The following is a 24705-nucleotide window of genomic DNA, read 5'->3' on the forward strand; positions in this document are numbered from 1 at the left end:
GCGCGCCCTGCGCCCACACGGCGCCGCACAGGTCGCCGCGGCCAGCGCCAGCGCCAAGCCGCGCAGGCGCTTTCATCGGGCTGCAATGCCGATGGCTGTTCCCGCGCAGGCGGAACCCATAGGGCACCTCCGGGGCGGAATCAGCATGGATTCTCCGCCTGCGCGGGAATGACGGCGCTTGGCTGTACCGAGTTACTCATTGCGCAGCCTTTTGCGCGGCCTGCACCGCGCTGGTCGCCGGGCGGGCGGCGGGCCGCCGCCTCGGCGTTGATCTTGCCCGCCGCCTGGGGGGGTGCGCTTGGCCGCGTTGTCGATGGCGTCCGGCGCCGGGCGCTCGGCCATGCTGACGCCGACCTGGTAGCCCAGCGCGAACAACAACACCAGCATCGCCACGCCGGAGAAGATGGCCAGCGCGATCAGGCGGGGAGTGAGGCTGAATCGATATTCCATGATGGCGGTCGCGGTAAGGGTTCAGGGGATGGAAACGGTGGTCTGGCCGGGCGCGTTAATTTCAATCACCCCGCCCCACATGCACATCAGCTTTGACGAATTGTTCAGCGCCGGCATGCCTCCGATCATCACGGTCGGCGAGCCGGGCGCCCATGGCGCGACCGTGGCCGGGATGCACGGCATCGGCGTCAGCACGCCCAGCGCGGCCGCCGTGGCCGCCGCCACCATCGGATTGCTCAACGACTGACACATGCCGAATGGCAGGATGTTGACCATCGGCTTGTTGTCCATGATGTTGGCGTCGGGGACGGCGGTCAGCACGGCGTTGGCCGGCAACACCATCAGCGTGCCCGGCGCCACGCCGAAGCTACATTTGAGCATCGCGCCCATGCAGGTTTGTTGTCCCATCAGCTACCCCTCACCAGCTTTTGCAGCCGGTCCAGTATGGCGGGCGTGGCGGCGGCGTTGTCGGTGCGCTTGCCCTTGCTGTCGAAGCGCGCCGGCGAGCCGACCGGCTTGCCGTCGCGGTAGTTCACTTCTTCCATCAGTTCGCCGTCCGGCCAGTAGCGGCGCATCGGGCCGTGCAGCAGGTTGGCGCGGTAGGCGCAGGTTTGCACCACGTTGCCCTGGGCGTCGAAGTCGGTGGACTCGCCGTCCATCAATCCGGCCTTGTAGTGCGACTTGCGCACCCGCAGGCCTTCGTGGAAAAACTCGGCGGGGCCGTGGATCTGGCCGTCCACCAGGTTCAGGCGGGCCGTCAGGTGGCCGGCCTCGTCGTAGGACAGCGACTGGCCGGCCGCCACGCCGCCCACCATCGTCTGGCGCGCCACGCAGCGGCCGTTGACGTAGGTCTCCATCATGCCGTGCGCCACGCCGTGCTGGAACTCGGATTTCTGCACCAGCTTGCCGTCCGGCGCGAACACGGTCATCGGGCCATGCATCTTGCCGGCTTCGAAGTGCGTCTTCATCAGGGTGCGGCCCTGCTCGCTGAACTGTTCGAACGGGCCGTGCAGCACACCGTCGCGCATCCAGGCGCGTTGCAGCAGCTGGCCGCCGTCGCCGTGCTCTTCGCCCCGCAGCGGCGCGGCGGCGGGCGGGTCTGGTGGCAACTGGGTCTCGGTCGTCATGTCAGTTCACCTTGGTCATGGCGCCCTTGAGGGTCAGCATAGCGCCGGCCTCCACGGTCTGGGTTGCGTCGGCCTTGCTGTTGATGACGGGGGCCTTGTTATCCATCTGCACGCCGGCCTGGTTGGCCATCTTGGTGCCGGCCTTGTTGGTGAAGTCGGTGCCGGATTCGTTGGTCAGCGCCGTGCCAGCCTTGGCCGTCAGCGCCGTGCCGGCCGTGATGCCGTAGGTGGTGCCGGATTCCTCCGTCACCGCCGCGCTGGACTTGATGCTGATGTCCCCCGTCACCGTGATGGTAAGCTTGCCGTCGATGGTCAGCGCGTAGTCGCCCGTCACCTTGTGGGTGAACTTGGCGCTGTTGGTGTGCGTCTCGTCGCCCGTCACCGTCACCTCGCGCGTGCCCTTGACGTTGTGGACCTCCTTGCCCTTCTGGACATCGACGGTGCGGTCGCCCTCCTGCAGCGTGTGGATCTCCGCGCCCTTCTTCACCGTCGTGGTCAGCGCGTTCTCGATCTCGGTCAGCATGTCCTTCTGCGCGTGCATGTACAGCTGCTCGGAGTCCTTCTTGTCCTCGAAGCGCAGCTCGTTGCCGGCCGCGCCCTGCTTGGACGACCAGGTACGCATGATGGTCTGGGTCTGGTTGGCGGGCAGCTCGGCCGGCGTGGCGTTCTCGCCGTTGTAGACGCAGCCCGTCACCAGCGGCCGCTCCGGATCGCCGTTCAGGTAGGTCACCACCACCTCCTGCCCCACGCGCGGCAGGAACAGCGCGCCGAAGCCCTTGCCCGCCACCGACTGCGCCACCCGCATCCAGGTCGAGCTCTTGTCGTCCTTGGCGCCGTCGCGGTCCCACGGGAACTGCACCTTGATGCGGCCGTACTTGTCGGTCCAGATTTCCTCGCCGCTGGGGCCGACCACCAGCGCGGTCTCGCAGCCCACCGCGCGCGGACGCGCCGTCTGCATCGGCGGGCGGAACGGCACCGTGACCGGGAACGCCTCGAAGGAATTGGTGTACATGTCGTCGCGCGCCGTGTGGTGCACGCGGCGCAGCACGAAGGCCGCGTTGAGCGCGCCGACGAAATGCTCGGACAAGGTGAACTTGGTGCCGGCGCTGAACGGATAGCAGAAGCTGTCGCCGCGCAGCACCTCGGCGTTGACCTGGCTGGCCTCCACGCGCAGCTGGGCGATGGCGGTGGCGGCCGCTGCCGCCAGGTGGCCGGTGGCGAACTCGTACACCGCGCCGCTGCCGCCGCTGGCCGAATGCGTGCCCTCCAGCGAGGTGCTGGGCTGGGTGAAGTCGTAGTCGTTGACGGTGGCCTTCTTCACCGCGATGGTGTTCTCGTGCGCGAAGCGCGACACCGTGTCGATGGCGTTGTGCATGCCGGTGCGCGGGAAGAAGCGCACCGCCGCCGCGCCGGCGCAGTCGGCGAAGTTGGACGAGGCGTCGCCCAGCACCATCGTGTGCGCGCCGCTGCTGAAGCTGAAGAAGTAGAAGATGCCGGCCTGCTCCATCAGCCGGCTGATGAAGTCGAACGCGGTCTCGTCGTACTGCACGATGTAGTCAACCGGGTCGTAGGTCTGGGTCAGCTTGTCGTCGAAGGTGATGCTGAACGCGCCCAGCACCGCCTTGACGATGTCGGCCACCGACTTGGCCTGGTAGATCTTGCGGTCGCGCGACAGGGTCAGCAGCCACAGCATGGGCACCACCTCGGCCTCGTAGGTGGCGAAGTCCTGGTCGAAGCCGCTCTGGATGAAGCGCGACACCATGCCGCTGATGTAGCGCTTGGTGCCGCCGGCCACGTCCAGGGTCACGGTCATGGTCTTGCCGACCACGGTGGCCGCGCTCAGGCTGGTGCTGCCGGAGCGCATGTGCAGGTTGAACTTGAACAGTTCCGAAATGCCCTCGCTGCCCTCGACCGCGTCGAGCAGCAGGTCGTTGTCGCCGAACGGCGACGATACGCTCAGCAGGCCGCCGGGTTGCTCGAAGCCGGTTCTCATGGATGGCCCCGCAGCGGATGGTCGCGGAAGGCGTAGGCGAACTGCTCGTCGCCGCCCACGCTCATGTGGATGGCGGTGAACGGCTTGAGCATCGACATGCGCTCCAGCACCAGCGACGACAGCAGCGGCAGCACCGTCTGCGTCAGGATGAAGTCGATGTTGCGGGCGCCGCTGTCGACCTCGGTGCAGCGGGCGGTGATCACCTCGGTCACGCGGTCGTCCCAGGTGAAGCGGGCGTTGTGGTTGCTGGCGAAGCGCGCGGCCAGCTTGGCCAGCTTGAGGTCGACGATGTTGCTGATCTGCTCGTCGCCCAGCGGATAGTACGGCACCAGCACCAGCCGCCCCAGGAAGGCCGGGCTGAACTGGCGCAGCAGCGCCGGACGCAGTTGCTCGGTCAACTCGGCGGGATCGGGCCGCTTGCCGTTGGCGCAGGCTTGCGTGATCACGTCCTGCGCCGCGTTCGAGGTCAGCAGAATCAGCGTGTTCTTGAAGTCGATGGTGATGCCCTCGCCGTCCTCCATCGTGCCCTTGTCGAACACCTGGAAGAACAACTCCAGCACGTCCGGATGGGCCTTTTCCATTTCGTCCAGCAGCACCACGCAGTAGGGCCGGCGGCGCACGGCCTCGGTCAGCACGCCGCCCTTGCCGTAGCCGACGTAGCCGGGCGGCGCGCCCTTCAGGCTGGAGATCGAATGCGCCTCCTGGAACTCCGACATATTGATCGTGACCATGTTGCGCTCGCCGCCGTACAGCATGTCGGCCAGCGCGAACGCGGTCTCGGTCTTGCCGACACCGCTCGGGCCGACCAGCAGGAACACGCCGACCGGCTTGCCTGGATCGTCCAGCTCGGCGCGAAAGGTGCGGACACGGCGGGCGATGGCGTCCAGCGCCTGCGCCTGGCCGACCACGCGGTCCTCCAGCCGCTCCTTCAGTTGCAGCACGGTGTGGATTTCATCGGCCAGCATCTTGCCGACCGGGATGCCGGTCCAGCCGGAGATCACGCCGGCGACGATTTTCGAATCGACGCACACCGGCACCAGCGGCTCGTCGTCCTGGATCGCTTCCAGGCCTTTTTGCAGGCGCTGCAACTGGTCGCCGCGCGAGATGCGTTCCTCGTCGTCCAGCGCCGCGTGGTCGTCGACCGTGGCGGCGATCTCGCGCCGCAGCACCAGTATCTCGTCGACGGCGCGGCGTTCCTCGGCCAGCTTTTCCGTCAGGCGCGTCTGGCGGGCTTGCAGCAGCGCCTGTTGCGTTTCCATCTTGGCGATGGCGGCGCCCTGGTCCTCGCCGCGCGCGTGGCGCTGGCGGGCGATGCGCAGCTCTTCGCTGTTGAGGACGATGTCGTGCTCCAGCGCCTCCATCTGCGGCGGCGCGCCGGCCTGGCCGATGGCGACGCGGGCGCAGGCCGTGTCCAGCACGCTGATGGCCTTGTCCGGCAGCTGGCGGCCCGAGATGTAGCGGTGCGACAGGCGCACGGCGTCGGTCACGGCTTCGTCCAGGATCTCGACGCCGTGGTGTTGTTCCAGCGTGGCGACCATGCCACGCAACATGCCGATGGCGGCGTCGGTGGTCGGCTCCTCCACCTTGACCACCTGGAAGCGGCGGGCCAATGCGGGATCGCGTTCGACGTATTTCTTGTACTCGGCCCAGGTGGTGGCGGCGATGGTGCGCAGTTCGCCGCGCGCCAGGGCGGGCTTGAGCAGGTTGGCGGCGTCGCCCTGCCCTTCGCTGCCGCCGGCGCCGATCAGCTGGTGGGCCTCGTCGATGAACAGCACGATGGGCGTGGCGGAAGCGCGCACTTCGGCGATCACGGATTTGAGACGGTTCTCGAATTCGCCCTTGATGCCGGCGCCGGCCTGCAGCAGCGCCAGGTCCAGCGTGCGCACCACCACGTTGGCCAGCGAAGGCGGCACCGCGCCCGACGCGATGCGCTGCGCGAAGCCTTCCACCACGGCGGTCTTGCCGACGCCGGCCTCGCCTGTCAGGATGGGGTTGTTCTGGCGGCGGCGCAGCAGGATGTCGATGATCTGGCGGATCTCGGCGTCGCGGCCACGGATAGGATCGATGCGGCCTGCCCGCGCCAGCGCCGTCATGTCCACCGTGTACTGGTCCAGCGCCGGCGTGGCGCCGCCCGTGCCTTGCAACGAGGGCATCATGCCGGACATGGCGCCGCCGTGCGCGCCCGCAGCGCCGGCGCCGCCGGCCTGCACGCCACCTGCGCCCGTGCTCGTGCCGGCCATGCCGCTAGCGCCCGTCGCCCCGCCGGGCACGCCGCCGCCCGCCAACGGCCCGCCGCCATCCTCCGACGAACCGGCCAGCAGCGATGGCAGCTCCTGCTTCAGTTGCTCGCGCGGGATCTTCAGCAACTCCGGCGCGCTCTCGATCAGCATGCCGCGCAGGCTGTCCACCTCCAGCATCGCCAGCAGCACGGTGCCGGAGCGCACCTGCTGGCTGCCCAGCAGCATGGAGCTCAGCATCCACGCCTCCTGGAACAACGCGATGAAGTGCGGCGACAGCGCCGGCGTGCGGCCGTTGCCGCGCTTGAAGCCGTCCATCGTGCGCTGCAGCTGCGCCATCACCGCGCTCTCGACGATACCGTAGCGTTGCAGCGCCAGCACGAAGTCCGGCGCCCGCTCCTCCAACAGCGTGAACAGCAAATGCTCCAGCTCCACGTTGTACTGCGTCTGCTTCACGCACAGCTCGGCCGCATGCCCCATCGCCCGCTTGCATTCGGGATTGAGCTTGGACAGCAAGGTGCGGATATCGATTTCCATGACGGTCAGCCCTCTTCCGTCGACAGCAGGAAATTCGCCGGCTGATAGTGCGTGACCGATGCGCCGGCGCTGCACAGCCATGTGCTCAGGCCCAGGCGCGGCGGCAGCTCGGCGGCGGTGTTCGGGCGCGGCGACTGTTCGGCGCCGGCGCTCAGGCGCGTTTCCGGCTGCACCGCCAGGTCCAGCCGCAAACGCACCTGGAAATCGCTTTGCAGATGACGCGCCACCAGCCAGCCCAGCAGCGAGTTGTTCTTCGCGCCCGGCAGCAAGGCGGCGTACTGCGCGGGCTTCAGCGGCGGCGCGTCCAGCGCCAGGCCCGCGCCCTGGTCCCACGCGCGCGCGCCGAGGCAGGCGCCCATGCCCAGGCGCGACGTCATCGGCACCGGCTTGCCGGGATCGTACAGCCGTGCGCGGTCGCACAGCGCCAGCGGATGCCAGCCGCCGACGAACTGCTTGCCACTGAAATGCACGCCCATGCGCTCGCGCACCACCGCCAGCAGCGACGCCATCGAACGCGGCGCGGCGCCCTGCAGGCCGGCGTGGCGCAGCCAGGCTTGCTGGCCGTCCGGCCCGCGCACGCCCTCGGCGCGGCCCAGGCTGGACATGGCGTCCAGGCTGCGCACGATGGGCGCCTGGTTGATGCTGCCCGTGCTTAAGGCCAGGTGGTGCTTGCGGCGGCTGCGGTACAGGAAGCCCAGCAGCCGCTGGTTGAAGATGTCCAGGAACTCCAGCCCGGCCATGTCGCGCGCGCGGCGGCGTTCCATCAGCAGCTCGGTGAACGGCATCGGCAGCGGGCCCTGGGCACCGGCCAATGTCAGCACCGGCGACTTCAGCGTCAGCGGCGGGCCGGGCTGCTTGCTCTCGTGCAGGCCGCTGACGTCGCTGGGCGCGAACGCCAGGTCCACCTGCGCCGCCAGCCGCAAGGCCTCGTCCATGCCGACCGAGGTGCCGACCCGCGCGCGCGCGGGATCGCCGCGCTCCAGGATGCTGATCGCCTGGAACAGATCGAAGGCATGCGGGTCGTCCCGCAATAGCGACATCAGATCAGACATTGGCGTCCACTCATGGCAGGCCACTGCATCCACGGTTCGCCGCCGCGCGTGACGGCCAGGCGGACGAAGGAATTGGCGGAGGTGTACAAAGCGAAGAACCGTGACAGCACGCCGGCCAGCACCAGCGGCGAGGTGCCGACGAAGGCGTCGGCGTCGAACTCCAGCACGATGTCGGTGCCGCGGCAGTGGCCGCGCCAGGTGTCGGCGCCCAGCCGCGCGGTCGCCACCGAGGCCGCCATGCTTTTCACGCCGCGCACCTGCGCCTGGTCGCGCGCGCTGTCGCCGGCGAACAGCATCAGCATCTGCTGCAACGTCTGGACGCCGGTGGTGCCGTCCACCAGCGAGCGGTGGTTCAGGCGCAGCAGCGCCACCAGCGACCACAGGGCCTTGGCCTCCATCACCGGCGGGCGCTGCGCGCTGGGCGGGTACAGCGCGCGGATGTCGGTCGAGGTGGAGATGCCCTCGCCGTAGAAGCGCGTACCGGGCGCGATCTGCTCGGCCAGGCCTCGGTTGGTGCACAGCAGCTGCGCGTACACGACCGGCTCGTCCGGCACGCTGTGGACATCGCTGCGGTCGACAAAGCTCAGGTAGACGTCGGTGCCGGTGATGCCTTTGCGCAGGCTCATCTCGCGCCGCAGCGACCAGAACACCTTGGCGTCCTCGGCGTCGGCCGCCGATTCGGCGAACACGCTGGGGATGATGCTGGGCCGGTCGGCGCGCGGGTCGGAGGCCGTGACCTTGACCACCGAATGCACCTCCATCACCGCCTCGCGCTGGTAGTCCGGCACCAGCATGTATTCGTAGTGGCGGCGGTGCAGGCGGATCGGCTCGCTGGTGACGGGGAACAGGTTCACGGCCGGCACGCAGCCGAGCAGGAAGTTGTCGGCGCTGAGCTGCGACAGCACGCGCGCGCTGCGGTTGAACACGAAGCGCACCGAGAAGCCCTCGCCCTCGCCCAGCAGCCCGCGCAGCCCGCCCAGGTCGAAGAACTGGAACTTGCGCGGGAAGGCGAAGTATTCCTGCAGCAGCGCGTACGCCGGATGGGCGTGCGCCGGCTGCGCCAGGATGGCTTCGTTCTCGTCGAAGCCCACTTCGCTCAGGCTGTTGGGGCCGAGGCGGTGCAGCTGGCCGCCGCCGGCCACAAGCTCGATGCGCTCCAGGCCGCTGATCAGCAGCTCGTGCAGCGGCATCGTCGTCATCAGGTCGCCGGACAGGTGCAGGCGCAGGCGGTCCAGCTCCAGCTCGGAGACGTCCAGGCCGGCGTCGCAGCGCAGGTCCAGGCGCAGGGTGCGCGTGTCCTCCATCTTGATGGCCGCCACTTGCAGCGGCCACAGCGTGGTGGGCCACGCCACCTGGAAGCGGCAGTTCTCGCCGCTGGCGGCGGTGGTCGACAGCATGGCGCCGCGCGCCACCGGCATGCCGGCCATGACCTTGCCCTGCGAGGAGTCCAGCGTCATCCGCACCACCGTCATGGCCGGCACCGGCTGCGTCAGGCTCGGGCACAGGTTGTCGAGCATGGCGCCGGCGATGGTGGGGAAATCGCGGTCGAGGTCGCGGTGCACGCGCGCCGTCAGGAAGGCCACCGATTCGATCAGCCGTTCGGTGTGCGGATCGGCCGATTCGCCGCCGCTCAGCACCAGCCGCTGCGCCACCTTGGGATAGCGCGCGGCGAAGTCGGCCGACTGGGTGCGCAGGTAGGACAGCTCGCGCCGGTAGTATTCCAGGATGTCGTCGCTCACGTCGCGGCCGCCTGCATCGCGGCGGAGCGGGCATCCAGCGCGACGTCGAAATTGACCCGGCACATCTGCCGGCCCAGCAGCACCACGGCGGCGATGGCGGCGCGCGCGGCGACCGGCCTGGCCGGGTCGGCGCTCACCTCCACCTTGACGTGCGACAGCCGCGGCTCGTACAGTGCCAGGCCGCGCTCCAGCACCTGCGACCAGGTGAGCAGGTCCTGGTCCGACTGCGGCGACAGGCTCAGCATGTCGGGCAGGCCGTAGTCGAGCACGGTGGGATCGCCGTCCAGGTACTCGCGGATGGTCAGCGCGTTGCGCACGTTGAAGAGCCGCATCAGGTCCAGTTGCAGCGAGTGCTGCAAGCCGCCGCCATCGAGCAGCCTGCCGTCCGGCGAGGCGTGCGCCACGCCGCTTAATCGGTCGAACATCGGCACAAGCGACGCCGTGAGGGCTTTAGACATAGTTTTCTGCACGAGCAGCGCTCATGACGGGACAGCCGGCGGCGCGCCCACGGGCGGCCGCCGCCACGCCGCATCAATCCGCTTTCATCGTCTCCAGGTTCCAGTTCCAGGTGCCGGTGCCCTTCGAGGTCGAGTCGGCCTGCTGCTGGGTGTAGTCGCACTTGATCTTGGTGAAGTTGATCGAGAACGAATCCGACGGCACGCCGCCGCCGCCCGAGGTGCTGATGTTCGAGATCATGGCGTTGGTCATCTCGTACGTGAAGAAGTTCATGTACTTGCCGTTTTCCACGCGCCCCACGTGCAGCTTGGCGGCGCCGATCTTGGTGCCCTGGGTACAGGCCTTGTACATCTCCGTGGTCGACAGGTCGGACATCTTCGAGAACGAGATCTCGGAAAACACCGGCCGGCCGGAAGTGCGCTCGGTGTTCGATGCATCCATTTGCAGCGGCATCGAGGCGCTGTGCGAGTACGACAGCACGATGATCTTGTCGGCATAGCCGGTGACCATGCAGTTGCCTTTGATGGTGGTGCCCAAATCCAGAATTAGTACGTCAGACATTGCTGGCTCCAGTTGTTATGGGCCCACCCGGCGGCTGCGCCGGATGGGCGGGGACATCGGTGTGTACAGCGGGATCAACCGACGGCGGCCGGCAGTTCGGCCACCAGGCGGATCGACGTGGTCAGCTCCTCCATCTGGAAGTGCGGCTTGAGGAAGACGGTGGCCGAATAGGCACCGGGCTTGCCGGGCTTCTCGGTCACGTCGACCCGGCCTTCGGCCAGCGGGAAGCGGGCCTTCTCGCCCTGCGTCGCGTTCGGGCTCAGCAGCACATAGCCGCTCAGCCAGTTGTTCAGGTAGTTCTCCACGCTCTGGCGGGTCTGGAAGCTGCCGACCTTGTCGCGCATGATGACCTTGATGTAGTGCGCGAAGCGCGAGGCCGCCAGCACGTACGGCAGGCGCGACGACAGCGCCGCGTTGGCGTTGGCCGCGTCCATGTTGTAGACCTTGGGCTTGTTGAGCGTCTGGCCGCCGAAGAAGGCGGCGAAGTCCGAGCCCTTGGAGTTGACCACGGCGATGAAGCCGAGGTCGTTGAGCTCCTTCTCGCGGCGGTCGGTGATGGTGACCTCGGTCGGGCACTTGAGCACGACGTCGCCCTCGTCGGTCTTGAAGGTGTGCGCGGTCATGCCCTCGATCTTGCCGCCGCCTTCGACGCCGCGAATCGCGGTGGTCCAGCTGTGCTTGGCGTAGGCGTCGGTGATGCGCAGGCCCAGTTGGTAGGCCGAGTTGGCCCACAGGTATTTGCTGTGGTCGCGGCCGTCGACGTCCTCCTCGAAGTTGAAGCTCTCCACCGGCTTGGTCTTGGCGCCGTACGGCAGGCGCGCCGAGTAGCGCGGCAGCACCATGGCGATGTAGCGCGAGTCTTCCGATTCGCGGAAGCCGCGCCACGAGGCCAGCTCGGCGCTTTCGAAGATCTTCGACATGTCGCGTGGCACGCCCAGGTCGGTGAACTCGGTCATGTCGAACAGCGACGGCGCGGCGGCCGTGATGAACGGCGCGTGCGCGGCGGCGGCCACCTTGGACAGGCGCTGCAGCAGCGCGACGTCCTGCGGGTGGCGGCCGAAGTAGTAGTCGCCGATCAGCACCGAATACGGGGCGCCGCCGAAGGTGCCGTACTCTTCCTCGTAGACCTTCTTGAACAGCACGCTCATGTCGTGGTCGACGGCGCTCTCCAGGTCCTTGAGCAGCTCCTTCTTCGACACGTTCAGCAGGCGCAGCTTGAGGGTCGGGCCGGTCTCGGTGCCGTACACCATGTCGTGCAGGCCGCGCCAGGAGCCTTCCAGTTTCTGGAACTCCTCGTGGTGCATGATGGCGTTGAGCTGGTCGCTGAGAATTTTGTCGATCTCGGCCACGCGTTCGTTGATCATTGCGACCACGCCCTTGTCGGGTGCGGTCTTCATGCCTTCGTCTAGCACCTGCGTGGCGAACTGGCCCAGCAGTTTTTTGGCGTAGGCGTTTTGCGACGGTTCCACCGCCATCTTGCCTTCCTGGACGATGCGGTCCAGCAAACTCAGTTCGCCGGTCGATTCGGTCGACTTGGCGCCGCCCTTGGCGGATTGACTAGTAGCCATGATTTAGCTCTCTCTGTGGTCGATGAGGGGAAGCACGCGCGCGGCGTGCTATCAGGATGGGGTCGCTTCCGCAGCCGCCGCCGGCGCCGCGTCGGCGGCCGGTTCCTGGTCCTTGAGGGTCTTCAGCTCTTCCGAGTTCTGGATGATGTTTTCCAGCAGCGCGTCAAGCTCATCGTTGCCATCGAGTTTGCCCAGCAGGTCGCGCAGTTGCTGGCGCACTTCCAGCAGCTTGGCCAGGCGCGGCACTTGCGCGACGATAGATTCGGGATGGAAGTGGTCGAACTCGGTGAAGTTCAGTTCCACCTTGAGATTGCCTTCGCCCTTGAGCGTGTCCGGCACGGAGATGTCGAGACGGGGGGCGATCTTGCCCATGACTTCGTTGAAGTTGTCGCGGTCGATTTCAATCAGGCGTCGGGCCTTGAGCTTGGGTGGCGCGACCAGCGGCTGGCCGGACAGGTCGGCCAGCAAGCCGACCACCAGGGGCAGCTCTTTTTTTTCAGTGGCGTCACCGATCTCGACGTCGTACGTGATTTGCACACGAGGGGGACGGTTGCGTCCTACCCATTTTTGTAAGCTATCTGACATTCACTTCCTCACTTTATGGTGACTAGCGGCCGACGATACATAAACCAAAAACAGGCGGACTGAGCACGAAGCTGCTTTCTCATGACACCACCACTCGCTGCGCCGCAACGTAATTGATAGGTACAAAGATTTCCGATACTCAATTGATAATAAATGTAAATTCTTTGGGGAACAAGCTTTTTAAAAATTTATCCTGTTATATTTTTGCGACGACATTGAGGAACATCAAGATGACAAATTCGTGACCGCGTTTTTAGCTGGCGGGAGGCGTGGTTGCGGGTGGTGGGATTGCATCCTTGAAGTCTTGTAGTGCCGAGAGCGGATCGTGCGCGGGTGGTTTTACGGCGGCTTGTTTGGTGGCGAAGGGATCGAGCTCCTTCATTGCAGGCTTGATCGGTGGAGTGCTTGGGATGCCGGGAGTTGCTGGCATCTTGTCAGTTGCGGCGGGCATTCCGGCCGGGGATTTCGGACGCGGCGCCGGCGCTTTTGGCAAGGCCGGTTTGGCAGGATCGATCGCTGGTGTCGATGCAGCAGTGGCTGGCGCGGAGGTCTTGGCGACATCCGTAAGCGGCGCATCGCCTTTTGGAACGGCGGCTTTGATGGCATTGGCAACTGGGGCTCCGCCCGCTGGCGCGATGGTTTTCGCGGCGTCCGCGACGAGCGCTTCGGCCGTCGGCACGGCTGCTTTCGCGGCGTCCGCAACGGAGACTTTGCCTGCCGGCGCGGCGGCTTTGGCGTCGTCCGAAACGGGTGCCTGGCCTGCGGGTGCGGCGGCTTTCGCAGCGTCCGCCGTGGGCACTTCGCCTGTCGGCACGGTGGCTTTGGAAGTGTCCGCGTCCGCCGCGCCAGTTGCCGATGTTTCGGCTTTGGGCGCGGCTGGTGGGGCCTCGGTGGCCTTCGGCGTCTCGGCTATCGGCACGTCTGTGGTGGCGTCGACGGATGGCGCGGTTGCGGGCTTGCCGTCTGTGGCTTGCTGCGCATCCGCAGCGGACGCATTGGCGCTTGGCGTGGCGACTGCTTCTTTCTCGACGGCTGGCGCTTCTGCCTCGGCGCCTTGAGCTGCGCCTGCGGGTGCGTCTGGCGACGCCGGCGTCACCGGCGTCGGCATCGGCCGCCGCAGCGCTTCCCGACGCGGCATCGGCCGACGCGGCAGCAGGGGCGCCGGCATCGGTCGCGGCGGCTCCTGTCGCAGCTGGCGCGGCGGTTGCGCCGGCAGTCGCGTCTGCGGCAGTCGCGTTAGCAGCAGTCGCGTCTGCGGCATTGGCATCTGCGGCAGTCCCGTTAGCGGCATTGGCCGCAGTGGCATCAGCGGCGGTTCCTTCAGCAGCGGCGGCGTCCGCCGCGCTAGCTGACGCGGCGGCGGCAGTTGCGGCAGTTGCGGCAGTTGCGGCGGTTGCGGCGGCATCAGCGGCAGCGGCGTCCGCATTGGCTGATGTGCCGCCGTGCTTGACCACTTCCGCATCGACGATCGCCTCCGCCTTGATCGCCTCGCTGCGCGCCGCGTTGACCTGCGCCTGCACCGCCTCCACCTGCGCCACTGTCTTGTTGATGCCCGCCTGCGCCTCGTCCTTCATCGCCGTCGTGCGCGATGCCGCGTTGTCCGCCGCCGCGCCCACATCCTGCTCGCCGGCGGCCACCTGCGCAGCCAATGCCTGCTCCGATTCCTTGGCCGCGTTGGCCGCCTGCTCCGCCTTGTCCGCCTCCGATTTCACATCGGCCAGCACGGCGTCAGGATCCGGCGCGTACGGCTCCATCGCCGTCTCCGACTCCTTCTGCGCATCGTCCAGCGATCCGGACATCTCGGCCAAGGCCGCATCCGACTCCGAGGCCACGCTCTGCGCATCCTGCTTCATGCCGTCGAACGACGCCTGCACCTGATCCGCCACCGGACTATCGACCATCGACTCGCCCGCGCTCTGCGCGCCGGACGCGGTTTTGTCGGCAGCGGTCTGCACTTCGCTCGCGCCTTGCCGCGCCTCGTCCGCCGCCTGCCGCGCACGGTCCAGCAAATCATTGGCGGCCTGCTGCGCATCGCCCTTCCAGCTGCCGACCGCGTCGGCCACGTCGGCGGCGCCGTGCACCTGCGATTGAACCTGGTTGAACGTCCCCGCCACATCATCGTAGAACTGCGCATACGGCGCGATCTGGTCGCCCACCGCGCGCACGTTCAAGCCGGAGATCGCCTGCGACGCCTGGTCCACATACGACAAGGCCTGGTCCGCCGCCTGCCGCACCTGCTGCCGCGCCGAGCCGCTCGCCGAGTCCACCTTCCCGCGCGCGGTGTCCAGCGTGCCGGTCAGCTTCCGCAGCGGCTGCGTGGCCTGCTCCTTCACCGACGACAACGCGGCGCTGAGCTTGCCCAGCCCATCCTGCGCCATCGCCGCAGCCTTGCCGACTTCCGCCTTCCCCTGCTCCAGCACGTTCTGCAAGGGCGCGCCGGCGGCCTGTATCTGCGCCTCCAGCGGCTTGAAGGTGCGGTCCAGCAGATCCGACAGCTCCTGCTGCAACCGCTTCACCAGCGGCTCGCATTGCAGCTTGTCCAGGCACTGCTCGGCGGCGTCGCGCACCTTGTCCAGCACTTGCTGCACCGCCTCGCCGGCCTTGTCCAGCTGCTCCTGCATCGGCGGCGGGATTTTTTCGGCGGCGTCGGAGACCTGCTTCAACGCCACCTGCATCTGCTCCAGCAAACCGATCAGCGCATCGATCGCCTGCTGCACCTTGGCGATGGCCTGGTCCAGCAAGGGATTGAGGGAATCGACCAGCGTGATGGCCTGGTCCATCAAGCCGTTGGCCTGGTCGCCGGCCGCCTTCACTGCGGTGCGCGCGCCGGCGATCGCCGTCTTCACGCCGGGGATCATGGCCTTGATGCCGACGAACAGCGTGCGCGCCATCATCAGCGGCGGCGCCTTCATCATGTAGCGGGTGCAGATTTCTATCGCGCCGGTGCACAGCCCATCGGCCTGATCGAGCTCGCTGGCGGCCGCGTCGAGCGTGCCGTTGGCTTCGGAGACGAACACCGGAATGTTGTCCTTCACCTGCTGCAGCATGGCGATGGCGTCCGCGATCATGGTACGCACCGGGACGAAATTCTCCGGTAACTGGCGCAGCACGGTCTTGGCGTTTTCCGCTTCGCCGTCCAGCTCGGCCATCAGTTGCAGCACCTTCGCCACCTCGGCGCTGATCGCGTCCAACACTTCCTGCAAGGCTTGCTTGATGGCCTCCACACGCTGCTCCAGCGCGTCCAGCGGCTCCATCGCCTTCTTCACCATGCCGTCGATCGTGGCGGCCGCCGCGGCCAGTTGGTCGATGACGCTGTCGACCTGCGCGCGCGCCGCCGCCAATGGCTTGATCAGGATGTCGCTCAGGTGGCTCAACTGCGACGACGCCTGGTCGAACAGCGCGTCGCAGTTGGCCGCCTCGTCGCCCAGGGCGCTGTTGAGATTGTCCACCAGGTCGATCTGCGCCTGCAACGGCGCCAGCAGCGCATTGCCTTTCTCGTTGAGCAGGCCGGACACGCCGTCTATCATTTGCGTGGCTTGCGCGGTGGCGTCCTGCATCGCCGTATCGAGATCGGTGACGTTGCCGTCCAGGGTGTCGCGCAGCGCCTGCACTTGCGCCAGGCTACCGGCTTGCAAGGCCTCGGCACGCGCCAGCACGGCTTGCACCGCGTCGTTGCCGGCGCCGCTCTGCATCGTGCCCAGCTGCTTCAGCTGTTTGGACAGCGGCAGAAGGTCTTGTCCGTACTGCTCGACCATCGCGCCGGTGCGCTTGGCCAGGTCGGCCAGCGCCTGGCCACGGCCCGGCAGGCTGTTGAAAAAGCTCATCTGTGCGCCGAAGTCCGGCACCAGCCCGGACAGCTCGGGCAGCAGCGTGCTCATCGCTTCGACCGCCTGGTTGGCCGAGTCGACCACCGTCTGCACGCCGGCCGCCTGCGCCAGCAGGCGCTGCGGAATCGCGGCGGCGTCGTTGGCCAATTGGCGCAGGTCGCTGGCCGCCTGCTCCAGCACGCCGGTGCAGCAGTCGACGATGGGTTGCGGGTTGAGCAGGTCCGGGATGGCCTTCATCTGTTCGGCCACCTTCTGCAAGTCCTGGTTCAGCGAGGCGGCGGTGGCGGTGACTTCCGTGGCGAAAGTCTTGCCCTGCTCGACGATGGTGTCGGCCGCCTTCTGCACCGCCTTGCCGATGTTGACCGGGCACTGCGGCAGCACTTCGATGGAGTGGTCGATGACCTTCATCTACAACGAGCCCAGCGTGGAAGTGGTGCGCGAAGTGGCGTCGGTGAGCGCGGTCTTGATCGCGGCCACCTTGGACGGCGCCGGCTCCAGCGACAGCGAGGCCGACCCCACGGTCGCGATGGTCGCGTCGACCTGCGCCAGCGCCTGGTTCAGTTCCGGCAGCACTTCGGCGCCTTCGATGCGGATGTCCTCCAGCACCGGCAGCAGGTTGGGCACGACCGGGATCGCCGGCGCCTCGCTCAGCGCCGGCAAGGACGCTGGCGCGGCGGCGGCGCTGGCCGGCGCCACCAGGCGGCCCGGCCGGGCCTGCCGGCTCAGCTCTTCCAGCACGATGACGGCGCCGCTCATCAGGCGCCCGGCCAGCGCGTGCAGCCAGGCGTCCGCGCCCGGCTGGGCGGTTGCCAGCGAGGGGCCCGAGCGTTGCAATATCCATTTGAGTTCGGCGCGCGCGGCCGGTTCGCCCAACCAGTAGCGCAGGTAGGTGTGGGCGTCGTCGGACGACGAAAAGCGCCGCCGCGCACCCGGCATCCGCCCTCCGCCTTGCAACACGACCTGCCCGGCCTGGCCGCCGGATTCGTAGAAGGTGACGCGGCTGGAATGGCGCCATAGGCTGGCCAGTGGATGCAGCATGGATGCCTCGGAAGGACAAGGTCGATCGACAATAACATGAGCAGCTTGATAACGCAATCGGCCGCCCGCCACGCCACAGTGGACGGCGCCGCCGTTGCGTGACCAGCCCGCCTTGGGGTAGCATGAACTCCGGTCCTCGGCCCGCGAAAACGACAATGTGGAATAGCGCTTTTTTAAAAGTACTGGGTCTGATCGGACTGCTGTTCCTGTCGCTGCCGGCGCAGGCGGGCGGCAGCGCGACGCTGGACGCCATCCGCAAGAACGGCGTGCTGCGGGTCGGCGTCAAGACCGACTTCAGCCCCTACAATTCGCTCAACGCGCAGGGCGAGGTGGTCGGCTTCGAGAGCGACATCGCCGCGCTGGTCGCGGCCCGGCTCGGCGTGGCGCTGAAAAAGGTCAGCATCACCACCGAGAACCGGTTCCAGAAACTGGAGCTGGGCGATGTCGACATCCTGATCGCCACCGTCGGCGACACGCCGGCGCGGCGCAAGATCGCCACCGCCATCGAGCCGGGCTACAACGAGACCAGCGTCAACGTGCTGTTCGGGCCGGGACAGGCGGTCGACGCTTGGCCGAAGATCCGCCACGAGACCATCTGCGCGGTGCAGGGCAGCTACTTCAACAAGCCGATGAGCGAGCGCTACCTGCTCGAGCTGCAAACCTACAAGACGGTGCGCGACGCCCATCTGGCGCTGCGCGACGGCCAGTGTTCGGGCTTCCTGTACGCGACGGCGGCGCTGTTCAACACCAGCGCGCTGCCCGACTGGCGCGGCTACACGATGCCGCTGCCGAACGCGCTGGTCACGCCCATGGCGATCTTCATCTCGCGCAGCGAGCGCGGCGGCGAACTGGATCTGGCGCTGGGCAATATCGTGGCCGACCTGCACCGCACCGGCTGGCTGCTGGAGGCCAACCGCAAATGGGGCATCGCGTCGACCTCGTGGCTGAAGGCGCAGCAGGCGCTCTGGTCCGATCGCGGCCAGGACGGACTCTACAAGTGCGTGCGCAACAGCAGCGGCAACTGGATCGCCGCCTGCCGCAGCGCGGAGAACGTCTCCAGCGCCGAGGTGGCCGGCGTGCAGGCGGTCGGCCTGTGGGTCAAGGAGCAGTTGGGCGTGGACCTGAACTTCCTCTACGACCCCTACGACCGCACCAAGTTCCTGCAGGGCATAGGCTATACGATGCTGCTGATCGCGGCCGGCGTGGTCATCAGCCTGGCGCTGGGCATCGCGGTGGCCATCGCGGTGGACGGCCGCGACGGCTGGGCCACGCGCCTGCTGCACGCGGTGATGGCCTACGGCCGGCTGACGCCGCCGCTGTTGATGATGTACCTGATCTTCTTCGGCTTCGGCGGCTGGACCATGCACGAGTTCGGCGTCAAGCTGCCGGCGTTCGCGGTGGCGGCGTTCTGCTCCGGCTACTACACGGCCGGCATGGTGATGCGCGCCCTGGTCGAGGCGGCCAACCATGTGCGTACCACCGACCCCGGCTACCGGCTGCAAGCGACGCGGCTGGCGCGCACCGCGCAGTACGCCAGCTGGCCGGTCAAGCAGGCGCTGATCAACCTGACCAAGCAGACCATGATCGCCTCGGCCATCGCCATCCCCGAACTGCTGAGCGCGAGCAGCCTGCTGATCGCCGAGAAGGACAACATCTTCCTGACCATGACGATGCTGCTGATCACTTTCTACCTGATCACCAGCTTGTGGACGCGCCTGTTCAACTATGTGGAAAAAACCTGGCTGCCGGCGGCGGAGCGACCATGAACACCGAGACCCTGAGCTTCCTGCTGACGTGGACGCCCTTTCTGCTGCAGGGCTTCCTGTGGAATATCTTCATCGCGGTGTGCGCCGTCGCGCTCGGCTCGCTGATGGGCGCGGGCCTGGCCTGGCTGCGCGTGACGCGGCAGGGCCGCATCGCCGCCATCGCCGAGCGCGTCTCGACCTTCCTGCGCGGCGTGCCGACGCTGGCCCTGATCTTTTACGCGGTGTTCGTGCTGCCCAGCGAGTTCACACTGCCGGGCAGCGGCGTCGCGCTGCATGTGCCGCAATGGGTCAAGGCGGTGATCGGCCTGTCGGCGGCGCCGCTGTCGTTCACCTCGGAGAGCCTGGTGGTGGCGCACCGCGCCTGGCGGCGCGGGGACATCGGCGCGGCGCTGCTGTTCATTCCGACCTGGATCAATGTGTTCCTGATTTCGTTCATCGCGTCCAGCGCCTCGTCGCTGGTGGGCGTGAGCGAGCTGGTCAGTCGATGCAACACGGTGATCGCCGCCACCGGCACCAGCGTCATGGTGCCGGTGTACATCTATTGCAGCTTTTATTTCGTCGTCATCGCGCTGGTGTTCACGGCGCTGGTCGGCCGCTTCAAGACGTCGGCGTTCATGGCCGGCGTGCAGCGCAGGCTGACGCTGTCGCACGCGCGGTCGTCCAAGCGCTGAGCCGCTTTTCCATCAAGGAGCATTCCTTCATGCCACTGACGTTCAACGAAGAGATCGCGCTGCAAGCGGCGTTCATGCACATCAAGCGCGAGCGCAAGGAGTCGCTCAAGGCCATGTTCGGCGGCACCCAGCTGCGCCCCAAGAGCCGGCTGGAGGACGCCAAGACGCTGGCCAAGGACGCCAAGGAGTGCAAGAAAAAACTCGCGGCGGTGCCGGGCGTGTCGGTGCCGGACATCAGCCCGCTCGAGCTGAACCTCAATCTCTTCAAGGGCATCGACTTGCGCGAGCTGGTCAACTTCACGCTGCCGCGCATCCCGCTGCCCAACTTCGACATCAACCTGGTCCCCGACATCAAGCTGGGCGACATCCCCGGCTTCGACCTGCCCACGGTCCGCCTCAACCTGAAGGGGCTGATCAAGTTCAAGGATCTGCTGCCGACGATCTCGCTGCGGGCGCTGGCGTTCAAGATCCTGGTGCGGCTACCGGACGTCAACATCCCCTCGGTGCTGTACGACCTGAGCAAGATCCTGGAGATCGATTTCGACGTGCTGTTCCCGCGCGTGCGCCTGCAGTTCCCGGAGTTCTTCGACATCGACCTGACGGTCAGCCTGCCGCACCTGGCGATCCCGGACATCAGCCTGCCCAACGTCCACCTGCCGGCGCTGGACCTGCCCGGCATCGACCTGCGGCAGATCGATTTCAGCGCCATCCACATCCCCGGCATCGACCTGTCCGCCATGCTGGTCGTGCCGGGCTTCGACAAGGTGCTGCGGCTGCTGTTCGAGCTGTTCGATTCGCTCGACATCGGCGCCATCATCGGCGAGCTGGGCGTGGAGTTCATGGCCGACTTCATCACGTCGGCGCTGCCGCTGGTACAGCAGGTCAAGGCCGGCGCCAAGGCGGCCAGCAACTGGGGCACGGCGGCGATGGACTGGCACAAGGCGCAGAAGACCACGGTGCAGCGCGGCTTCCTGCTGCCGGGCGACGCGCGCGACGCGTGCGACGCGGTGGCCGCGCTGCTGCGCACCAGCCGCAACGAGCACGCGGCGCTGGCGGCGATCCAGACCACGCAGCTGGCGGTGTCCACGGCCGGCCTGTTCGCCGACCTGGGCGGCGTGACCGGGCCGGCCGTGGCGGCCGCCAGCGCCATCGCCACCACCTGCCAGAAGATCATGATCATGGGCGCGCGCTACAAGGAGATGAAGAAGGTCAACCTGATCCTGGGCACCTCGGCCATGGATGCGCTGAGCTCGAACATCTTCCTGGTGTCGCCGCTGCTGGGCTGCTACTACCTGGCCAACAACACCACCAGCAATGTGCTCAACATCCTGTCGAACAACATCATCGAGGACGGCTGGATGGCGAACTGGGAACAGAACAAGCGCAACCACCTGGACCCGCTGCTGAAGGAGTGCCAGCGCTTCATTGCGGAATCGCGCTACGTGCTCGATCCGATCCGGCAGAACAAGGGCATGTATGTGGAAAAGAGCAGCATGGACAAGCTGCAGGAGGGATTGTCCTTGTACGTCAAGAAAAAGCGCGGACTGGCGCCCGCGCATGCCACCGTGGCGACGCACAAGTACATAGGCTGAACCGGCGCCGCGCGCCGGTGGCGGCCGTTGCCGCGCTCAGCGGCGGTAGCGGCCGTAGCCGCGTCCGCCCCAGCCGTGGTGGCCGCCGCCGCAGCACCAGTGGCCGAACGAGAAGTCCAGGCCGATGCTGACCGGCGGATAGTAGTAGGCCGGCGCGGGCGCGTAGTAGGCCGGGGCCGGCGCGTAGTAGACCGGCGCCGACTGGACGTAGGTGGTGGTGTAGGCCGGCTCGGTGACGTACACCGTGCGCGAGCTCGGCACTTCCTCGTAGGTGACGGTCGACGACCCGCTGTTGTAGCCGCGGTCCGACGGCGACACCGCGACGGTGTGCCACTGGTAGGGATCCTGGACCACGCGCGTGGTGGTGGCGTAATAGCCGGGCTGCTGGACGGCGCAGCCGGACAAGGCCGCCACTGCGGCGGCAACGGCGATGATGGTTTTCATGGCACTCCTCCTAGTTTCTGATATTACTATATAAGGAAGCGCGCCGCCGCCGGAGCCCGATTACAGCTTGTTACAACGGTTGCCGCAGGCGAAAAAAAAGGAACCGCAGGCGGTTCCTTTTTTGATACCTCAAGGAAATTAGTCCAGCTTCCAGGCGTAGTCGACCTTGGTCCAGGTCTCGGCCGGGGCGCCGTCCTTGGTGCCCGGCTTGAACTTGCAGGCGCTCAGGGACTTGATCGCCGCCTTGTCCAGGTTCTTGAAGCCGCTGCTCTTGTCGACCTTGGAGTCGGCCACGGTACCGTCGGCTTTGATCAGGAAGGACATCGACACCGTACCCTGCTCTTCGTTCATCAACGACGCTTTCGGGTATTCGGCCTTGCAGTTTTTGGCATCGAAACTGGCCGGGACTTCGGCAGCGAACACTGCCGGTGCGCTCGAAACGAGCACTGCTGCGATCACACTTAACCAACGCTTATTTGTAGACATGATTTCCCCAAGTGTAGGTATCCGGCACTCAGGCCGCGCGTCGCCGCACGGCCCCGTTGACTCTGATTACAGCTTCCAGCTGTAGTCGACTTTGGTCCAGGTCTGGGCGACGGCGCCATCCTTGGTACCCGGTTTGAATTTGCAGGCGCTCAGGGCCTTGATTGCGGCGCGGTCCAGATTCTTGTAGCCACTCGACTTGTCGACCTTGGATTCAACGACGCTGCCGTCGGCGGCCACCAGGAAGGACATGGCGACGTCGCCCTGCTCTTCGTTGATCAGCGATGCTTTAGGGTATTCAGCCTTGCAGTTCTTGGCATCCAGCGATGCTGGCACTTCGCCGGCAAAGGCGGTGGAAGCGGCGGACAGGATGACGGCGGCGAATACACTGGTCGAAAACTTATTCATTTATTTCCCAACTAAATTATTATTAATAACTGGTTTATCGAAACCCACAGCGGGCCCATGTGCCGCGCAAAAGCGCGGCGGCAGACTGCGGCAAAGTTTTAAAACTCTTCCCACTCATCGCTGCCGGCTGCGCTGGCGGCCGAGGCGACTTTCTTCGGTTTGGCTGCTGCGGCAGGCGCCGGCGCGGAGGCCAGTTTCTTGACAGGAGCGCGGGCGACGATCGGCTTGACCGTTGCCTTGACGGCGGCAGGCTGGTACACCGGAGCCGACACGCGCTCCTCGCCCTCCACCAGTTTGAAGATGCTGACCACGCGCGACAGTTCGGCGGCCTGGTCCTGCAAGCTTTGCGCGGCGGCGGCGGCTTCTTCCACCAGCGCGGCGTTTTGTTGGGTCATGCTGTCCATCTCGATGATGGAGTGGTTCACCTGCTCGATGCCGGCGCTCTGTTCCTGGCTGGCGTTGGCGATCTCGCTCATGATGTCGGTCACGCGGCGCACCGAGGCCACCACTTCGTCCATCGTCACGCCGGCCTGGCCGACCAGCTTGGTGCCGGCGCCGACTTTTTCCACCGAGTCGTCGATCAGCATCTTGATTTCCTTGGCGGCGCCGGCGGAACGCTGGGCCAGGTTGCGCACTTCCGACGCCACCACCGCGAAGCCGCGGCCCTGTTCGCCGGCGCGGGCCGCTTCAACCGCCGCGTTCAGCGCCAGGATGTTGGTCTGGAAGGCGATGCCGTCGATCACGCCGATGATGTCGACGATCTTCTTGGCCGAGGCGTCGATCGAACTCATGGTGTTGACCACTTCCGACACCACCTTGCCGCCCTTGATGGCGACGTCCGACGCGTCCGAGGCCAGGCGGTTCGCTTCGCGGGCATTGTCGGCGTTCTGCTTCACGGTCGAGGTCAGCTCTTCCATCGCCGAGGCGGTCTTCTCCAGCGAGCTGGCCTGCATCTCGGTGCGCGACGACAGGTCGATATTGCCGGCGGCGATTTCACGCGAGGCGGTGCCGATGGTCTCGGTGCCCGAGCGGACCTGGCCCACGATGTCGACCAGGCTGTTGCGCATTTCCTTCATCTCGGACAGCAGGCTGTCCTTGTCGTTGCCGTCGGTGTCGATGGCGATCGACAGGTCGCCGTTGGCGATGCTGCCGGCGATCGAGGCGGTGTAGTCCGGTTCGCCGCCCAGCTGTTTCAGCAGGCCGCGGGTGATGATGTAGGCGGCGGCGACCGAGATCGCGACGGCCAGCACGCCCATGATGATCATGAAGCTGCGCGCGGCCGAGAAGCCGGCGGCGGCGTCGGTCTGCACCTGCGCGTTCAGCTTGTCTTCCAGCGTGCCCAGCTGATCGAGCGCGGCCATCCATTTTTTCTGGGCCGGACGGATTTCCTTGATCAGGACCTTGGTGGCTTCCTCGGCCTTGTTGGCCAGCCACAGTTCGGACGCCTTGGCGATGGCCGGCATGGCGACCGCCTCCTGCTCCTTGACCGTCGCCAGCAACGCTTTTTCCTCAGCGGTGGCTTCGATGGCGAACTGCGAGCTTAGTTTGCCCTGCGCGTCGGCGTACTTGCCGGCCAGTTCCTTGATGCGATTCATTTCCGGTTCCATGTCGCCGGCATCGGTCATCAGGGTCAGGATGCGCAGCGAGGTCACGCGGTCGCCCACGTTGGAACGCATGTCGACCACCAGGCGCGACACCACGTTGTTCACCGTAATCACGTGATCCAGACGATCCTGGATCTGTGCCATGCGGAAGATACCCACGGCGGTCACAGCCACCAGGAATAAAAGAACCAGCGCGAATCCAAGACCCAGGCGCGTTCCGACTTTCATTTTTGCTAAATTCATCTCGTCTTCTTCGTAAGTGACACAGTTGATAAGAGTGCCCTGGATAGTCTCGTCTCGTGCACGACACATTCCACCCGGCCTTGCTGCTAAGTAATATATCTAGACAGTAGCAAACAATGACTGCGAATGCAAAATTAGCGGCTCCACCAGCAGCTCGCATGTAGTTTTACCGCCATATACAAACGGAGAATAACGGTGGATATGTGTGTATATTCAGGAATTATAGATGCAAATTTTGCCTCAAAGCAAGCAAAAACTGCCCGAAAAATACGCAAACGAACTTTCTGCGTGGAAATTCCAACAGTCCAATATATTGTTTGCCAG

Annotated in this window: 20 protein-coding genes; 3 read left to right on the forward strand and 17 right to left on the reverse strand. The window is 66.3% G+C overall.

The window, feature by feature from the left end; translation table 11 throughout:
• Window positions 1–192: 192 nt before the first annotated feature.
• From HUX88_RS22510 to HUX88_RS22570, 13 genes are all read right to left on the reverse strand, one after another.
• Window positions 193–450 (reverse strand): hypothetical protein, encoded by a 258-nt coding sequence (locus HUX88_RS22510; RefSeq protein ID WP_229219475.1) that lies wholly within the window; start codon window positions 448–450, stop codon window positions 193–195.
• Between the two features lie 21 nt (window positions 451–471).
• Window positions 472–858 (reverse strand): DUF4280 domain-containing protein, encoded by a 387-nt coding sequence (locus tag HUX88_RS22515; RefSeq protein WP_117013243.1) that lies wholly within the window; start codon window positions 856–858, stop codon window positions 472–474.
• A complete protein-coding gene (locus HUX88_RS22520; protein ID WP_176363188.1) occupies window positions 858–1577 on the reverse strand; it encodes a toxin-antitoxin system YwqK family antitoxin in 720 nt (239 codons plus the stop codon). The genes HUX88_RS22515 and HUX88_RS22520 overlap by 1 nt, the downstream gene beginning before the upstream one ends.
• A 1-nt stretch (window position 1578) precedes the next feature.
• Window positions 1579–3570, reverse strand: coding sequence for a type VI secretion system Vgr family protein (locus HUX88_RS22525; protein ID WP_176363189.1), 1992 nt, complete (start codon window positions 3568–3570; stop codon window positions 1579–1581).
• Window positions 3567–6344 (reverse strand): type VI secretion system ATPase TssH, encoded by a 2778-nt coding sequence (gene tssH, locus HUX88_RS22530; protein ID WP_176363190.1) that lies wholly within the window; start codon window positions 6342–6344, stop codon window positions 3567–3569. Before tssH ends, HUX88_RS22525 begins: the two co-directional genes overlap by 4 nt.
• A 5-nt stretch (window positions 6345–6349) precedes the next feature.
• Complete coding sequence (tssG, locus tag HUX88_RS22535) at window positions 6350–7396, reverse strand: type VI secretion system baseplate subunit TssG (RefSeq protein WP_229219476.1); 1047 nt, start codon at window positions 7394–7396, stop codon at window positions 6350–6352.
• Window positions 7384–9135 carry a type VI secretion system baseplate subunit TssF gene (gene tssF / locus HUX88_RS22540; protein WP_176363191.1) on the reverse strand — a complete coding sequence of 584 codons (1752 nt, stop codon included), beginning with the start codon at window positions 9133–9135 and terminating at the stop codon, window positions 7384–7386. Before tssF ends, tssG begins: the two co-directional genes overlap by 13 nt.
• Complete coding sequence (tssE, locus tag HUX88_RS22545; RefSeq protein WP_229219477.1) at window positions 9132–9560, reverse strand: type VI secretion system baseplate subunit TssE; 429 nt, start codon at window positions 9558–9560, stop codon at window positions 9132–9134. The genes tssF and tssE overlap by 4 nt, the downstream gene beginning before the upstream one ends.
• Window positions 9561–9666: 106 nt before the next feature.
• Window positions 9667–10152, reverse strand: coding sequence for a type VI secretion system tube protein Hcp (locus HUX88_RS22550; protein ID WP_117013237.1), 486 nt, complete (start codon window positions 10150–10152; stop codon window positions 9667–9669).
• Between the two features lie 74 nt (window positions 10153–10226).
• Window positions 10227–11720 carry a type VI secretion system contractile sheath large subunit gene (gene tssC / locus HUX88_RS22555; RefSeq protein WP_176363193.1) on the reverse strand — a complete coding sequence of 498 codons (1494 nt, stop codon included), beginning with the start codon at window positions 11718–11720 and terminating at the stop codon, window positions 10227–10229.
• Window positions 11721–11771: 51 nt separating this feature from the next.
• Complete coding sequence (gene tssB / locus HUX88_RS22560; RefSeq protein WP_117013235.1) at window positions 11772–12305, reverse strand: type VI secretion system contractile sheath small subunit; 534 nt, start codon at window positions 12303–12305, stop codon at window positions 11772–11774.
• Window positions 12306–12739: 434 nt separating this feature from the next.
• Window positions 12740–16540 (reverse strand): hypothetical protein, encoded by a 3801-nt coding sequence (locus tag HUX88_RS22565; protein WP_229219478.1) that lies wholly within the window; start codon window positions 16538–16540, stop codon window positions 12740–12742.
• Window positions 16541–17170 (reverse strand): hypothetical protein, encoded by a 630-nt coding sequence (locus HUX88_RS22570; protein ID WP_117013233.1) that lies wholly within the window; start codon window positions 17168–17170, stop codon window positions 16541–16543.
• Window positions 17171–17325: 155 nt separating this feature from the next.
• On the opposite strand from HUX88_RS22570, the gene HUX88_RS22575 reads away from it, so the two are divergent.
• From HUX88_RS22575 to HUX88_RS22585, 3 genes are read left to right on the forward strand one after another with little or no spacing between them, the layout of a single operon-like run.
• Complete coding sequence (locus HUX88_RS22575) at window positions 17326–18936, forward strand: transporter substrate-binding domain-containing protein (RefSeq protein WP_176363194.1); 1611 nt, start codon at window positions 17326–17328, stop codon at window positions 18934–18936.
• Window positions 18933–19607 (forward strand): ABC transporter permease subunit, encoded by a 675-nt coding sequence (locus tag HUX88_RS22580; protein WP_176363195.1) that lies wholly within the window; start codon window positions 18933–18935, stop codon window positions 19605–19607. Before HUX88_RS22575 ends, HUX88_RS22580 begins: the two co-directional genes overlap by 4 nt.
• Before the next feature lie 29 nt (window positions 19608–19636).
• Window positions 19637–21199 (forward strand): hypothetical protein, encoded by a 1563-nt coding sequence (locus HUX88_RS22585; protein ID WP_176363196.1) that lies wholly within the window; start codon window positions 19637–19639, stop codon window positions 21197–21199.
• Window positions 21200–21235: 36 nt separating this feature from the next.
• Here HUX88_RS22585 and HUX88_RS22590 read toward each other — a convergent pair whose 3' ends face one another.
• The 4 genes from HUX88_RS22590 to HUX88_RS22605 form a co-directional block, all read right to left on the reverse strand.
• Entirely contained in the window at window positions 21236–21643 is a 408-nt protein-coding gene (locus HUX88_RS22590; protein WP_117013229.1) for a hypothetical protein, read from the reverse strand.
• A gap of 138 nt (window positions 21644–21781) precedes the next feature.
• Window positions 21782–22129, reverse strand: a complete 348-nt coding sequence (locus HUX88_RS22595) for an energy transducer TonB (protein ID WP_117013228.1) — start codon at window positions 22127–22129, stop codon at window positions 21782–21784.
• A 66-nt stretch (window positions 22130–22195) separates the two neighbouring features.
• On the reverse strand, window positions 22196–22534 hold the full coding sequence (locus HUX88_RS22600; protein ID WP_117013227.1) for an energy transducer TonB: 339 nt from the start codon (window positions 22532–22534) through the stop codon (window positions 22196–22198).
• Between the two features lie 98 nt (window positions 22535–22632).
• Entirely contained in the window at window positions 22633–24381 is a 1749-nt protein-coding gene (locus tag HUX88_RS22605) for a methyl-accepting chemotaxis protein (protein WP_217916405.1), read from the reverse strand.
• Between the last annotated feature and the right edge of the window lie 324 nt (window positions 24382–24705).

Source organism: Duganella sp. BJB1802, from assembly GCF_013369445.1.
Classification (GTDB): Bacteria; Pseudomonadota; Gammaproteobacteria; order Burkholderiales; family Burkholderiaceae_D; genus Rugamonas; species Rugamonas vulcania_A.

Excerpts from the sequence above, each read along its gene's own strand:
- HUX88_RS22510 (WP_229219475.1), bottom strand. The coding sequence starts at position 450 with ATGGAATATCGATTCAGCCTCACTCCCCGCCTGATCGCGCTGGCCATC.
- HUX88_RS22515 (WP_117013243.1), bottom strand. The coding sequence starts at position 858 with ATGGGACAACAAACCTGCATGGGCGCGATGCTCAAATGTAGCTTCGGC.
- HUX88_RS22520 (WP_176363188.1), bottom strand. The coding sequence starts at position 1,577 with ATGACGACCGAGACCCAGTTGCCACCAGACCCGCCCGCCGCCGCGCCG.
- HUX88_RS22525 (WP_176363189.1), bottom strand. The coding sequence starts at position 3,570 with ATGAGAACCGGCTTCGAGCAACCCGGCGGCCTGCTGAGCGTATCGTCG.
- tssH (WP_176363190.1), bottom strand. The coding sequence starts at position 6,344 with ATGGAAATCGATATCCGCACCTTGCTGTCCAAGCTCAATCCCGAATGC.
- tssG (WP_229219476.1), bottom strand. The coding sequence starts at position 7,396 with ATGTCTGATCTGATGTCGCTATTGCGGGACGACCCGCATGCCTTCGAT.
- tssE (WP_229219477.1), bottom strand. The coding sequence starts at position 9,560 with ATGTTCGACCGATTAAGCGGCGTGGCGCACGCCTCGCCGGACGGCAGG.
- HUX88_RS22550 (WP_117013237.1), bottom strand. The coding sequence starts at position 10,152 with ATGTCTGACGTACTAATTCTGGATTTGGGCACCACCATCAAAGGCAAC.
- tssC (WP_176363193.1), bottom strand. The coding sequence starts at position 11,720 with ATGGCTACTAGTCAATCCGCCAAGGGCGGCGCCAAGTCGACCGAATCG.
- tssB (WP_117013235.1), bottom strand. The coding sequence starts at position 12,305 with ATGTCAGATAGCTTACAAAAATGGGTAGGACGCAACCGTCCCCCTCGT.
- HUX88_RS22565 (WP_229219478.1), bottom strand. The coding sequence starts at position 16,540 with ATGAAGGTCATCGACCACTCCATCGAAGTGCTGCCGCAGTGCCCGGTC.
- HUX88_RS22570 (WP_117013233.1), bottom strand. The coding sequence starts at position 17,170 with ATGCTGCATCCACTGGCCAGCCTATGGCGCCATTCCAGCCGCGTCACC.
- HUX88_RS22575 (WP_176363194.1), top strand. The coding sequence starts at position 17,326 with ATGTGGAATAGCGCTTTTTTAAAAGTACTGGGTCTGATCGGACTGCTG.
- HUX88_RS22580 (WP_176363195.1), top strand. The coding sequence starts at position 18,933 with ATGAACACCGAGACCCTGAGCTTCCTGCTGACGTGGACGCCCTTTCTG.
- HUX88_RS22585 (WP_176363196.1), top strand. The coding sequence starts at position 19,637 with ATGCCACTGACGTTCAACGAAGAGATCGCGCTGCAAGCGGCGTTCATG.
- HUX88_RS22590 (WP_117013229.1), bottom strand. The coding sequence starts at position 21,643 with ATGAAAACCATCATCGCCGTTGCCGCCGCAGTGGCGGCCTTGTCCGGC.
- HUX88_RS22595 (WP_117013228.1), bottom strand. The coding sequence starts at position 22,129 with ATGTCTACAAATAAGCGTTGGTTAAGTGTGATCGCAGCAGTGCTCGTT.
- HUX88_RS22600 (WP_117013227.1), bottom strand. The coding sequence starts at position 22,534 with ATGAATAAGTTTTCGACCAGTGTATTCGCCGCCGTCATCCTGTCCGCC.
- HUX88_RS22605 (WP_217916405.1), bottom strand. The coding sequence starts at position 24,381 with ATGAATTTAGCAAAAATGAAAGTCGGAACGCGCCTGGGTCTTGGATTC.